The following is a 13,521-nucleotide window of genomic DNA, read 5'->3' as shown; positions in this document are numbered from 1 at the left end:
CGAAATGAAGGCGACGTCAATGCGCAAAATTCACGCCATTGTCATATTTGTGACCTATATAAGAGTTCATTTTTTGCTCAACTGGCACACCGGCCGGTAACGAACTGACCTGACAAAAAAAAGCCGCGCGGCTCAGATGAACCGCGCGGCAGATCAGCGTGATGAATTTTACTTATGGCAGACGGTTAAGCTCGCTGGCAATGGCTGCCGCCTCCTGGCTCCACGCCTGCGCCAGAGTCTTGACCATCGCATCATATCCATCCTGATCCTGCTTAAGCACGATGTTAAACGGGCGTTTGATCAGCTGCCCCTGATGCTTTAGCAGCCACTCACCGCTGACGATAACCCGCCCGTCGTAGCGTCCGTGAAAGCCGTTAACCGCGACGTTGAGCGTATCCTGTTCGCTACCCAGCGGCTGGGATGACACTACCCAGCCCGGCAGCTGTTGGCTCAGGTTCGCCACCAGCGTAGTGCGCAGCTGCTGGTCCAGCGGGCTGGCCCACAGATTATTATTGGCGATCACATACTGTACGTCGGTGGTCTGGTAGACCACCCCGTTACCCGCCAGATAATCCGGGATGCTGACCTGCTCAACCCACAGCAGACGTGCCCCCTGGCTGGCGGCGCGCTGTGCGCCGCCCTGCGCCACCGGCAGCTGGTAATACGTTTTGCTTTCGCCGCCGCTACTGCATGCCGTCAGCACGCATACGGTTGCCGCGAGTAACCATTTTTTCATTATTTCGCTCCCTTCGGCTGTGGGTCTTTTTTATCCTTCGCCTCAAATACCAGCGCATTGCTCTTATCATTGAGCGTTTTCAGGACCGGCTGCAGCTCGCGCAGCACCTGATCCAGACGCTGCATATCGGCCACCATCTTATTGTAGGCCGCGGAGCCCGGCTGGAAGCCCTGCATGCTGCGGTTCAGCTCGCGCAGCGTCGTCTGCATATCGGCAGGCAACTGCTGCATCGACTGGCTGGAGGTGATCTTATTCAGACTATCCAGCGTGGTCTGCACGTGCTGCATGGTCTTCTCGCTCTGCGCCAGGGTGCTCGTCGCCTGCTCCAGCAACGGATTGAGCGGCAGGTTATTAATCTTATCCAGCGCATCCATCAGACGCTGCTGGATCTGCGCCAGACCACCGCTGATGGTCGGGATAATCGGATAGCCGTTAAACTCCTGCATTTTCCCGCGCGGCGGCGCCTTCGGATAGAAGTCGAGATCGATATACAGCGCGCCGGTCACCAGATTGCCGGTTTTCAGCGAGCCGCGCAGTCCGCGGTTGATCAGATCGTCAATGTGGGCGCGAATATTCGGATCGCCGCCCAGCTGGTTAACCAGACGTTGCGGTTCAACCCGCACTTCCACCGGAATGCGATAGTCGTCGTTCAAACGCTGCTTCAGACCGGGAATGAAGAATGGCACTTTGCCGACGGTTCCCAGACGGATGCCGCGGAACTCCACCGGCGCGCCGGGCTGCAGGCCGCGAACTGAGTCTTTGAAGAACATCACATAGTCAATATGTTCGGTAAAGACCGAATCCTGGATGCTCTTCTGATCGTCAAACAGATGGTATTCCGTTTTATTCGCCACCGGCTCGCCGAGATCCAGTCCTTCCGGAATATCGAAGCTCACGCCGCCGCCAAACAGCGTCGACAGCGAGCCCATCTCGACGCGCATCCCCGCCGAGGTCAAATCGACAGCGATCCCACTGTCCTTCCAGAAGCGGACATTGGTGGTCACCAGGCGGTCATTGGGCGCATTGATGAACAACTGATAAGTGATACGACGTTTCTGGGTGTCGAAGGTGCTGGTTTCCACCGACCCCACGCGATAGCCGCGGAACAGCACCGGATCGCCTGGCGACAGCTGGCCCGCCTTGCTGCTCTCCAGCAGAATACGGATCCCCTTGGCGTCCGGCGAGGCCAGCGGCGGAGAATCAAGCAGCGGATACTGCTCCGGCACCGTACCTTTCGACCCCGGCTGCAGTTCAATATAGGCCCCGGACAATAATGTTCCCAGGCCACTGATCCCCTCGCGGCCTACCTGCGGTTTCACCACCCAGAAGACGGAATCGTTGTGCAGTAATTTCTGCATCCCGGAATTGAGGCGGGCTTTGATTTCCACGTGGGTTAAATCGTCGGTCAGCGTGGCGCTCTCCACCACCCCAACGTCCACGCTACGGCTCTTGATACGGGTTTTTCCCCCTTCAATCCCCTCCGCATTCGTGGTGATCAGCGTGACCTCAGGTCCCTGATGGCTGTAATGATAAAACAGGATCCACGCCCCGATCAGCGCAGTGACGATAGGGAAGATCCACACCGGTGACCAGTTCTTCACCTTCTGCACTTTCGCTTCTCCGCTCTTATTTTCCATGTTGTTGTCTTTCCTCATGGCTTGAATCTGGCTCACGATCCCACAGTAAACGGGGATCAAACGTCATGGCTGAAAACATGGTCATCACCACCACCAGCGCAAACATAACCGCGCCGATGGCGGGATAGATATTCATCAACCCTCCCATGCGCACCAGCGCAGAGAGTACGGCGATGACAAAAACATCAATCATTGACCAGCGGCCAACAAATTCCACCACTTCATAGATCAGATGCATGCGTTCCGAATCACGCGCACCGTTGCCATTGGCATTCCAGCACAGCCAGGCGATAGCGATCATCTTTAGCGTCGGCACCATAATACTGGCAATAAAAATCACCAGCGCCACCGGATAAGACCCCTCGCTCCACAGTAAAATTACCCCGGCCATGATGGTTGACGGCATTTTATCGCCCAGCAGATCGGTGATCATGATCGGCATAATATTGGCGGGGAGATAGAGGATAAATGAGGTCACCAGCAGGGCCAGCGTCCACTGCAGGCTGTTTTTACGCCGCGCCGTTCCTTTACTATGACAGCGCGGGCAGACCGTCTGGTCGACGGGTAACACCGCCGTGCAGCAGGCGCAGGAGCGCAGCCCCTGGCGGATGCCGGCCACTCCGACCTTCAGCGGTTGGCTAATGGCTGGCATGGGGGCAATATCATCCCACAGCCAGCGGCGGTCGACGCACTGGAAAGTGCGTAACTGCAGCAGACAAAACATGCACCACGGAACAAAGCTCAGACCGATACCGATATCGCCATAGGCCATCAGCTTAACGAAGCTCACCAGCACGCCGGCAAGAAAGATCTCCGCCATTCCCCACGTCTTCAGGTGAAACAGAATTCGCGCCAGAAACGCTTTCAGGCCAGCGGGCATCCTGACCCGATTGACCAACAGCAGAATGGTGACCAGGCAAAAGGCCGGTACCAGTTGCACAAAGAGTAAAAAGAAGGTGCCGAGGCTGGCGTAATCCTCGGTAAATAACACATTGGGAATTTCCAACAGCTCTATTTCGCTGCTGATCCCGCCCACTTTCATATAGATAAATGGAAACAGGTTGGCCAACAGCAGCATAAACAGCGCGACCAACGCGTAAGCCGTGGGACGCTGGCGAGGCGCGTCCCACGTAGTAGTTAACGTTGTACCGCAGCGCGGACAAGCGGCTTTCTGGCGATGCTCCAGCTGCGGCAAAGCCACCAGCAAATCACATTGGGGACATAAAATATGTCGCGCAGCATGATGATGATCGCACATGACAACTCCTCGGCTCAGGCGCCGTTCTTTAATCCTTCGAGATATTCCCAGCGTTCAAAGGCTGCTTCCAGCGCCTGTTCCGCTTCGGCCAGCTTTGCCAGCACCTGCTGCGTGCGATCGTGCGGTTGTCCAAAGAAGTCGGGATCGGCAACCTGTTCCTGCAGCGTCTGCAGTTCGGCCTCGAGAGCTTCCAGCTTCTGCGGCAGCTGTTCCAGCTCGCGCTGCAGGTTATAGCTTAGTTTGTTCCCACCGCGTTTGACAGTTTCTGCTTTTGGCTGAGCGACTTCCATCGTTTTTTTCGCTGCCGGCTGCTTCTGCGCCAACGACTGGGCCTGCTGGCCGCGGGCATCGTGATAGCCGCCGATGTACTGGCCGATGCGACCGCCGCCTTCGAAGATCCAGCATTCGGTTACGGTGTTATCCACGAACTGACGATCGTGGCTTACCAGCATCACGGTGCCCTGATAGCCATCGATCAGCTCTTCCAGCAGCTCCAGCGTTTCGACATCCAGGTCGTTTGTCGGTTCATCGAGAATCAATAAGTTGCTGGGTTTCAGGAACAGACGCGCCAGCAGCAGGCGGTTACGTTCCCCGCCGGAGAGCGCGCGCACCGGGGTCATCGCCCGTTTGGGATGGAACAGGAAGTCCTGCAGGTAGCCCAGCACATGGCGCGGCTTACCGTTAACCATCACCTCTTGCTTACCTTCCGCGAGGTTATCCATCACCGTCCGATCCGGATCCAGCTCTGCGCGGTGCTGGTCGAAGTAGGCGACTTCCAGTTTAGTGCCGACGTGGATCCGCCCGCTGTCGGCCTGCAGCTGGCCAAGCATCAGCTTCAGCAGCGTGGTTTTCCCGCAGCCGTTGGGGCCAATCAGGGCAATCTTGTCGCCGCGCTGGATCTGCGCGGAGAAATCTTTCACCAGCACTTTGCCATCAACCTGGTAGTTGACGTTCTCCATTTCGAACACGATTTTGCCGGAGCGCGAAGCCTCTTCAACCTGCATTCTGGCGCTGCCCATCACTTCCCGGCGCTCCCCGCGCTCGCGACGCATCGCCTTCAGGGCGCGAACGCGGCCTTCGTTACGCGTGCGGCGCGCTTTGATCCCCTGGCGGATCCATACCTCTTCCTGGGCCAGCTTGCGGTCGAATTCCGCATTCTGCAGCTCTTCAACCCGCAGGGCTTCCTCTTTATCCAGCAGATACTGATCGTAATCGCCCGGGTAGGTCACCAGCTTGCCGCGATCGAGGTCGACGATGCGCGTCGCCATATTGCGGATAAAGGAACGGTCGTGCGAAATAAAGATAATGGTGCCTTTAAAGGTTTTGAGGAAACCTTCCAGCCAGTCGATGGTTTCGATATCCAGGTGGTTGGTGGGTTCATCGAGCAGCAGCACGCGCGGCCCGCTGACCAGCGCGCGGCCCAGCGCCGCTTTACGCAGCCAGCCGCCGGACAGGGATGCCAGCTGCGCGTTGGCGTCGAGACCAAGCTGCTCAATCACTTCGTTAATGCGGCTGTCCAGCTGCCACAGCCCCAGGTTATCGAGCTGCTCCTGCAGGCGCGCCAGTTCATTTAAATTTTTGTCGCTCGGATCGGTCATGACCTGATGCGACACGTCATGATAGGCCTTCAGATAAGCCGCCTGCTCGGCGATGCCTTCCGCGACAAAATCGTACACCGTACCGGCGACATTGCGCGGCGGATCCTGCTGCAGACGCGCCACAATCAGATCCTGTTCATAAATAATGCGCCCGTCATCCAGCCCCTGCTCGCGGTTGAGGATCTTCATCAGGGTCGATTTACCGGCGCCGTTGCGTCCGACGAGGCAGACGCGTTCGTTATCTTCGATATGCAGCTCGGCATTATCCAGCAGCGGCGCATCGCTGAAGGAAAGCCAGGCGCCGTGCATACTAATCAGTGACATTCTTTATTCCTTTCAGGCTGCGGTAATCAGCCAGCAGTTGTGGATCTGACGGTTGCGGGCAAAATCCTGCGACAGCGTTTTTTGCGAAATTTCTTGCGCCTTCAGGCCAAGCGCCGCCAGCCCGTCATGATCCATACGGAAACCGCGTTTGTTATTCGAGAACATAATGGTGCCGCCTTTACGCAGCAGACGTTTCAGATCGGTCATCAGGCGAATGTGATCGCGCTGGACGTCGAAAGCATCTTCCATTCGTTTGGAGTTGGAGAAGGTCGGCGGATCGATAAAGATCAGATCGAACTGCTCGGTGCTCTCCCGCAGCCAGCCCAGCACGTCCGCCTGCATCAGGCGATGCGCGCGGCCGGTCAGGCCATTGAGACGCAGGTTGCGTTCCGCCCACTCCAGGTAGGTGCGCGACATATCCACCGTGGTGGTGGAGCGCGCGCCGCCGAGACCGGCGTGGACGCTGGCGCTGCCGGTATAAGAGAACAGGTTCAGGAAGTCCTTGCCTTTGCTCATCTGGCCGAGCATGCGACGGGCGATACGGTGGTCGAGGAACAGACCGGTATCCAGGTAGTCGGTGAGGTTGACCCACAGGCGCGCGTTGTACTCCTGCACCTCGATAAAGTCGCCCTTCTCCGCCATCTTCTGGTACTGGTTTTTCCCCTTCTGCCGCTCGCGGGTCTTCAGCACCAGCTTGTTAGGCGCCATGTCCAGTACGGCGATGGTCGCAGCGATAATATCGAACAGGCGCTGGCGCGCTTTGTGCGCATCGACGGTTTTCGGCGGGGCATATTCCTGGACCACCACCCAGTCGGCGTAGCGGTCGATGGCCACGTTATATTCCGGCAGGTCAGCATCGTACAGGCGATAGCATTCAATGCCTTCCTGACGGGCCCATTTTTCAAACTTCTTCAGGTTCTTACGCAGACGGTTAGCAAAATCTTCCGCCAGCATCGCCGGCTTGCCGCCTTCGCTCTCCGCCAGGTGATAATTCTTCTGTACGCAGTCCAGCGGGCCGTTCTTGGCTTTAAACTGTTTGTCGGCGCGCAGCTGCAGGCAGCTTAACAGCTCCGGCGAGGCGCTGAACACCGACAGGTTCCAGCCGCCAAACTGACTTTTCATGATCCGGCCCAGCAGGCTGTGCAGGGCGATCAGTGCCGGCTCGCTTTCCAGACGCTCGCCGTACGGCGGGTTGCTGATCACGGTGCCGTACGGGCCTTTCGGTAGCGGATTATTCAACTGGGCGACGTCTTTGACTTCAAAATCGATCAGCTCGCCGATGCCGGCCCGACGGGCGTTGCGACGGGCGCGGTCAATGACGCGTTCGTCGACATCCGAGCCATAGAAGCGTGACCCATATGCCGCCAGCCCCTGACGGGCGCGCGTTTGCGCTTCCGCTTTCACTTCTTTCCAGATGGCGTCGTCGTGCTGCGCCCAGCCGCCAAAGCCCCAGTGGCCGCGGTGCAGGCCCGGCGCGCGGTCGGTCGCCAGCATCGCCGCCTCAATCAGCAGGGTACCGGAGCCGCACATCGGATCGAGCAGCGGAGTGCCCGGCACCCAGCCGGAGCGCATCACGATCGCCGCCGCGAGGTTTTCTTTGATCGGCGCCATACCGGTGCCATCGCGGTAGCCGCGCAGGTGCAGGCCTTCGCCGCTCAGATCCAGCGAGATGTGCGCCGTCTCTTTGTTCAGCCAGACGTTGATCCGCAGATCGGGCGACTCACGATCGACGTTCGGGCGCGGCAGGTTCTTACGGGTGAAGCTGTCGACAATGGCGTCTTTGACCTTCAGCGCACCGTACTGGCTGTTGCGGATCTCCTCATTGAGACCGCTAAAATGCACCGCGAAGGTGGCGCCAGGGTTGAACATCTCCGTCCACGGAATGGCCTGTACGCCGAGGTACAGATCCAGATCGCTGTATACGCGACACTCGCCCAGCGGCAGCATGATGCGCGAAGCCAGCCGGCTCCACATCAGGCTTTGATACAGCAGGCGCGTATCCCCCTGAAAATGGACCCCGCCCTGGACTACCTGGCAGTCCGTCGCGCCAAGCCCTTCCAGTTCAGTTTTTAACAGCTCTTCCAGCCCACGAGCCGTACTGGCAAACAGAGAATTCATATCGTCACTTTTACTTAAAGAAAATTGGTGCGCATTATAGCCAATATGTGCCCTATGTCATAAAGTTATAGGCTTATTTTTGGAACCCGGAGGCAGCGTATGGTAACGCTCTCGCGTCTTTTTATTCATCCCGTTAAATCCATGCGCGGCATGGGCCTGACCCACGCCTTTGCCGATATCAGCGGCCTGGCCTTCGATCGCCTGTTTATGGTCACTGAAACCGACGGCACCTTTATTACCGCCCGTCAGTTTCCGCAAATGGTGAAATTTATTCCGGCGCCGCTGCATGATGGCCTTCACCTGACCGCACCGGACGGCAGCAGCGCCGTGGTGCGTTTTAACGATTTCGCCCCTCAGGCCGAGCCGACAGAAGTCTGGGGCAACCATTTTACCGCCCTTATCGCGCCCGCCGCCGTTAATCAGTGGCTCAGCGGCTTTTTCAATCGCGATGTCCAGCTGCGCTGGCTGGGGCCACAGTTAACCCGCCGGGTGAAGCGCCACGATGCGGTACCGCTCTCCTTCGCCGACGGCTACCCTTACCTGCTGGCTAACGAGGCCTCGCTGCGCGACCTGCAGCAGCGCTGCCCGGCAAGCGTAAGCATAGAACAGTTTCGCCCTAATCTCGTGGTCACCGGCGCGGCGGCCTGGGATGAAGACAGCTGGAAAGTGATCCGCGTCGGCGAGGTGGTATTTGACGTCGCCAAGCCGTGCAGCCGCTGCATTTTTACCACCGTCAGTCCGGAGCGCGGGCAGAAACATCCCAGCGGAGAGCCGCTGGAAACCTTAAAGCGCTTCCGCACCGCGCAGGATAATGGCGATGTCGACTTTGGTCAGAATCTGATAGCCCGTAACAGCGGCGTGATCCGGGTGGGGGATGAAGTGGAAATCCTCGCCCGCGGCCCGGCAAAAGCCTACGGCGCCGGCGAAAGCGACGATACCCCGGCTCCCGAGGCGCAGCAGCAGGCCACGGTTGCCATTGAATGGCAGGGTCAACAATTTACCGGCAATAACCAGCAGGTGCTGCTGGAACAACTGGAGCAACAGGGCATTCGCGTACCCTACTCGTGTCGGGCGGGGATCTGCGGCAGCTGCCGCATCCGTCTTGAAGAAGGGGAAGTGAGTCCGTTAAAGAAAAATGCGGTCGCCGAAGATGGCACCATTCTCGCCTGCAGCTGCGTGCCGAAAACGGCCCTGCGCCTGGCGCCTTAAACCGCCTGCCCCAGGCTGTAGCTGACCGCGCTTTGCGCCGGCTGCAGCCTGTCGTTCATGATTTTAATCACATCGCCCAGCTGCATAACGCGGCCGGCAAGCGTGAGACCCGGCTGGGCCAGCAGACAAAGCGCGGCGTTATCGCCCGGCTCCACCACCAGCAAATTGACCTGCTCCCCGGTATCGCTCAGCCAGACGCAGGCCGCGTCGCCGCCGCTCGGCTGCCAGTGATGGGGATGGGCGACGAAGTGCCAGCTTTTCGGCATCTGCGGTTTGAGAAAACGGATCGCGGTTAATGCGTTGAGGACTAATTCCGCCCGCTGCTCTTTCGACAACTCGAAATCGCGGCATTTTTCTTCAAAGGAGAAATAGAGCGCGGCGTCATCGACGCAGAATCCCGATGGGGCAAAAGCGTCCGGGGTCAGCATGCGCCGGGCGAAGCGCGAGCGAAATAACATGCCATTGGCCAGATCGAGCATCATGCGGTCGTGCTCTTCATCGTAATACCAACGCCAGTTATCGTCAGGTTTAATCCGCATTTTTCCCCCTGTCCCCTTTCATACGCCTCTGCAAAGTTGTTGCGACTTGCCGCAGAATATTTTCTAAAATTAAGAAAAGTCTAAAATGTTTAAATAAGCAACAGTGAGGGAATATAAAACAACCAGGGCCGGAAATAAAGCCCTGGGTGGGATTCAGAGGAGGAAAAGATTAGATGTGGGTAACAATTTCTTTAATCAGCGGCGGACCTTTAAAAATAAATCCGGAATAGATCTGCACCAGCGATGCTCCGGCGGCCATTTTTTCCCGCGCGGCAATCACGGAATCAATACCGCCCACGCCAATGATAGGCAAGCGGCCATTGAGCTCAGCGGAGAGCATACGGATAATTTCGGTACTTTTTAATTGTAATGGACGACCGCTAAGTCCGCCGGTCTCATCGCAATGTTTCATTCCCTGAACCAGAGAACGATCGAGGGTGGTATTGGTGGCAATCACGCCATCAATATTATGACGCACGAGGCTATCGGCAACCTGGATCAATTCCTCAGGCAAAAGATCCGGCGCGATCTTCACGGCGACCGGAACATATTTTTGATGCTTCTGCTGCAGCTCAAGCTGCTTATTTTTAATACCGGAGAGTAAATCATCGAGCGCTTCGCCGTATTGCAGCGTGCGCAGCCCCGGGGTATTCGGCGAGGAGATATTAATGGCGATATAGCCGGCATAGGGATAGACTTTTTCCATACAAATCAGATAATCATCTTTCCCGTGCTCAACCGGCGTGTCTTTATTTTTGCCGATATTGATGCCCAGCACGCCGTCAAAATGCGCCTTTTTCACGTTCTCAACCAGGTTATCGACGCCATGGTTATTAAAGCCCATGCGGTTGATCAACCCCTCGGCATCCACCAGGCGGAAGATCCTTGGCTTATCGTTGCCCGCCTGGGGACGCGGCGTCACGGTGCCGATCTCAATGGATCCAAAACCCATCGCGCCCAGTGCGTCAATGCATTCCCCGTTTTTATCCAGCCCGGCCGCCAGACCCAGCGGGTTTTTAAAGGTCAGCCCCATGCAGGTGACAGGCCTGGCCGGCACCTTCTGGCGAACCAGTATTTCCAGCGGCGTCCCGGTGACACGGCGTAATTGTTGAAAGGTAACTTCATGAGCGCGCTCAGGATCGAGCTGAAAAAGGGCTTTACGAACGAAGGGGTAGTACATGAACTCTCCTGGATTCCCGGTGTGCAAACCGGGGGCGTATTATGTGCGATCTGTTGCGGAAAGGGAATTGACCTGCGACAAAAAATCCCCCATCAGCGCAAACGATTACCTCCCCCGCGCGCCGTTATGCGCTTTTCGGCTATCTAACGGTGGATAAATCATTTAGGGAAAGAATGGCCCTCTGTCACACTCACTACAAATGTTATCAATTATAGATAAATGCAAACATTTAGTTATAAGGAGAGAGAGATGCGCGTCATTACGCTTGCGGGCAGCCCGCGTTACCCTTCCCGTTCCAGCGCCCTGCTGGAATACGCCAGAGAGACGCTCACCGCCGCCGATATCGAAGTCTGCCACTGGCATCTGCAGAACTTTGCCCCGGAAGACCTCCTGTACGCTCGCTTTGACAACCCGGCGCTGCAGACGCTCAATGAGCAGCTGGCCGGGGCTGACGGACTGATCATCGCCACGCCGGTGTATAAAGCCTCGTTTTCCGGCGCCCTGAAAACGCTGCTCGACCTGCTTCCTGAGCGGGCGCTGGAGGGCAAAATCGTGCTGCCGCTGGCCACCGGCGGCACCATCGCCCACATGCTGGCGGTGGACTACGCCCTGAAGCCGGTGCTGAATGCCCTCAAGGCTCAGGAGATCCTCCATGGCGTCTTCGCTGACGACAGCCAGGTGACCGATTACCAGCACAAGCCGCAGTTTACCCCGAACCTGCAGCGGCGCCTCGATGAAGCCCTGGAGACCTTCTGGCAGGCGCTGCATCGCCCCAGCAGCCGCGCCCCGTCGTTAACGTCTCTGCGTGGGGTGGAACATGCTTAATCCTCTCCGCGCTCTGACCCTCGGCGGGCTGCTGCTGTTCTCCGCCCTGGGCCATGCCGCCCCGGCGGCGCCTGACGCCCTGCGCATCGGCTATCAGAAAGGCAGCGTCAGCATGGTGCTGGCGAAAAGCCATCAGCTGCTGGAGCAGCGCTACCCGCAAACCCATATTTCGTGGATTGAATTCCCGGCCGGTCCGCAGATGCTGGAGGCGCTGAACGTCGGCAGCATCGATATTGGCAGCACTGGCGACATTCCGCCTATCTTTGCGCAGGCGGCCGGCGCCGATCTGGTGTATATCGGTTCGGAACCGCCAAAGCCCAAAGCGGAAGTGATTCTGGTGGCGCAGGGCAGCCCGATTCATAACGTTGCTGAGCTAAAAGGGAAAAAGGTCGCTTTTCAGAAAGGCTCCAGCTCCCACAATCTGCTGCTGCGCGCCCTGCAGCTCGCAGGTTTGAAGTTTAGCGACATTCAGCCGGTCTATCTCGCCCCCGCCGATGCGCGCGCCGCCTTCCAGCAGGGCAATGTCGACGCCTGGGCGATCTGGGATCCGTATTACTCCGCCGCGCTGCTGCAGGGCGGCGCCCGGGTGCTGACCGACGGAACCGACCTGAAACAGACGGGATCCTTCTATCTCGCTTCCCGCCCTTACGCTGAACGCAATGGCGCCTTTATTGAGGGCGTACTCGATACCTTTACCCAGGCCGATGCCCTGACCCACAGCCAGCGTGCGCAAAGCATTACGCTGCTGGCAAAAACGATGGGATTACCGGAAGCGGTGATCGCCAGCTATCTGGACCATCGTCCCCCCACCTCAGTGACCCCGGTGAGCGCTGAAACCGCCGCTCGCCAGCAGCAGACGGCCGACCTGTTCTTTGAGAACAAGCTGGTGCCGAAAAAAGTTGATATCCGGGCCCGCATCTGGCAGCCCGCCGCCGCACAAGGAGCGAAATCATGAGTCTGAATATGTTCTGGTTTTTACCGACCCATGGTGATGGTCGTTATCTGGGTACCGAAGAGGGAGCCCGTCCGGTCGATTACGGCTATCTGCAGCAAATCGCGCAGACGGCGGATCGGCTGGGATTCACTGGCGTACTGATCCCGACCGGGCGCTCATGCGAAGATGCCTGGCTGGTTGCGGCCTCGATGATCCCGGTAACGCAGCGGTTGAAATTTCTTGTCGCCCTGAGGCCAAGCGTGGTGTCGCCGACGGTGGCGGCGCGCCAGGCGGCGACCCTGGACCGACTGTCGAACGGCCGGGCGCTGTTCAATCTGGTCACCGGCAGCGATCCCGCCGAGCTGGCAGGCGACGGTGTCTTCCTCGACCACACCGAGCGCTATGAGGCCTCGGCTGAATTTACCCATATCTGGCGCAAGCTGATGGAGGGGGAGACTGTCACCTTTAACGGCAAGCATCAGCGCGTTCGCGACGCCAAACTGCTGTTCCCGCCGCTCCAGCAGCCGCGTCCGCCGCTCTATTTCGGCGGATCGTCTGAGGTGGCGCAGGATCTGGCCGCTGAGCAGGTCGATCTCTATCTTACCTGGGGCGAACCGCCGGCCCAGGTGGCAGAGAAGATAGCTCAGGTGCGGGAGAAAGCCGCCCGGCACGGTCGCCGGGTGCGGTTTGGCATCCGCCTGCACGTGATCGTGCGGGAAACCAATGAGGAAGCCTGGCAGGCGGCGGACAGCCTTATCTCCCATCTGGATGATGAGACTATCGCCCGCGCCCAGGCGGCCTTCGCCAGAACCGACTCCGTCGGCCAGCAGCGGATGGCGGCGCTGCACAATGGTCGACGCGATAAGCTGGAAATCAGCCCCAACCTGTGGGCTGGCGTCGGTTTAGCGCGCGGCGGCGCCGGGACCGCGCTGGTGGGCGATGCCGCTACCGTTGCCGAACGGATCAATGAATACGCCGCGCTGGGTATCGATAGCTTTATCTTCTCCGGCTATCCGCATCTGGAAGAGGCGTATCGGGTCGGCGAGCTGCTGTTCCCGCTGCTCGACGTCGCGGTGCCGTCTGTTCCGCAGCCGCACAACCTGCGTCTGCAGGGGGAAGCCGTCGCTAACGAGTTTATCCCGCGTAAAGTGGCGCAGAGCTGA

The 13,521-nt window shown here is 58.4% G+C and carries 10 protein-coding genes and 1 pseudogene; 4 read left to right on the top strand and 7 right to left on the bottom strand.

Annotated elements, in window-relative coordinates; translation table 11 throughout:
• Positions 1-172: 172 nt before the first annotated feature.
• Genes pqiC through rlmKL form a run of 5 tightly spaced genes read right to left on the bottom strand, consistent with a single transcriptional unit; the run spans position 173 to position 7,671 of the window.
• The gene (gene pqiC / locus ABLU95_RS11670) at positions 173-736 is read right to left on the bottom strand and encodes a membrane integrity-associated transporter subunit PqiC (protein WP_032455285.1); all 564 of its coding nucleotides are present in this window, start codon (positions 734-736) and stop codon (positions 173-175) included.
• On the bottom strand, positions 736-2,373 hold the full coding sequence (gene pqiB, locus ABLU95_RS11665) for an intermembrane transport protein PqiB (RefSeq protein WP_023289048.1): 1,638 nt from the start codon (positions 2,371-2,373) through the stop codon (positions 736-738). The genes pqiC and pqiB overlap by 1 nt, the downstream gene beginning before the upstream one ends.
• Positions 2,363-3,631 (bottom strand): membrane integrity-associated transporter subunit PqiA, encoded by a 1,269-nt coding sequence (gene pqiA / locus ABLU95_RS11660; protein ID WP_023289047.1) that lies wholly within the window; start codon positions 3,629-3,631, stop codon positions 2,363-2,365. The genes pqiB and pqiA overlap by 11 nt, the downstream gene beginning before the upstream one ends.
• Positions 3,632-3,645: 14 nt before the next feature.
• A complete protein-coding gene (locus ABLU95_RS11655) occupies positions 3,646-5,553 on the bottom strand; it encodes an ABC transporter ATP-binding protein (protein ID WP_023289046.1) in 1,908 nt (635 codons plus the stop codon).
• Positions 5,554-5,565: 12 nt separating this feature from the next.
• Positions 5,566-7,671 carry a bifunctional 23S rRNA (guanine(2069)-N(7))-methyltransferase RlmK/23S rRNA (guanine(2445)-N(2))-methyltransferase RlmL gene (gene rlmKL / locus ABLU95_RS11650; protein ID WP_023289045.1) on the bottom strand — a complete coding sequence of 702 codons (2,106 nt, stop codon included), beginning with the start codon at positions 7,669-7,671 and terminating at the stop codon, positions 5,566-5,568.
• A gap of 99 nt (positions 7,672-7,770) precedes the next feature.
• On the opposite strand from rlmKL, the gene ABLU95_RS11645 reads away from it, so the two are divergent.
• Positions 7,771-8,880 carry a YcbX family protein gene (locus ABLU95_RS11645; protein ID WP_172740211.1) on the top strand — a complete coding sequence of 370 codons (1,110 nt, stop codon included), beginning with the start codon at positions 7,771-7,773 and terminating at the stop codon, positions 8,878-8,880.
• Here the strand turns inward: ABLU95_RS11645 and zapC are convergent.
• Positions 8,877-9,419 (bottom strand): cell division protein ZapC, encoded by a 543-nt coding sequence (gene zapC, locus ABLU95_RS11640; RefSeq protein ID WP_023289043.1) that lies wholly within the window; start codon positions 9,417-9,419, stop codon positions 8,877-8,879. The two genes, ABLU95_RS11645 and zapC, sit on opposite strands and share 4 nt — an antisense overlap.
• 169 nt (positions 9,420-9,588) lie before the next feature.
• Positions 9,589-10,599: a quinone-dependent dihydroorotate dehydrogenase gene (pyrD, locus tag ABLU95_RS11635; RefSeq protein ID WP_087849031.1), complete on the bottom strand. Its 1,011-nt coding sequence runs from the start codon at positions 10,597-10,599 to the stop codon at positions 9,589-9,591.
• Positions 10,600-10,848: 249 nt separating this feature from the next.
• Between pyrD and ssuE the strand changes: the two genes are divergently transcribed.
• The 3 genes and pseudogenes from ssuE to ssuD all read left to right on the top strand — a co-directional run bounded on the left by ssuE (position 10,849) and on the right by ssuD (position 13,521).
• Positions 10,849-11,424: an NADPH-dependent FMN reductase gene (gene ssuE, locus ABLU95_RS11630; protein WP_004201416.1), complete on the top strand. Its 576-nt coding sequence runs from the start codon at positions 10,849-10,851 to the stop codon at positions 11,422-11,424.
• Positions 11,417-12,416: pseudogene (locus tag ABLU95_RS11625) on the top strand (sulfonate ABC transporter substrate-binding protein). The gene ssuE and the pseudogene ABLU95_RS11625 overlap by 8 nt, the downstream one beginning before the upstream one ends.
• Positions 12,376-13,521, top strand: a complete 1,146-nt coding sequence (ssuD, locus tag ABLU95_RS11620; RefSeq protein ID WP_023289041.1) for an FMNH2-dependent alkanesulfonate monooxygenase — start codon at positions 12,376-12,378, stop codon at positions 13,519-13,521. Before ABLU95_RS11625 ends, ssuD begins: the two are co-directional and overlap by 41 nt.

This window comes from Klebsiella sp. GG_Kp146, assembly GCF_040061975.1.
GTDB classification, from domain to species: Bacteria; Pseudomonadota; Gammaproteobacteria; order Enterobacterales; family Enterobacteriaceae; genus Klebsiella; species Klebsiella quasipneumoniae.
The sequence above is the reverse complement of the archived record's forward strand: the minus strand, read 5'-3'. Positions and strand labels throughout refer to the sequence as shown.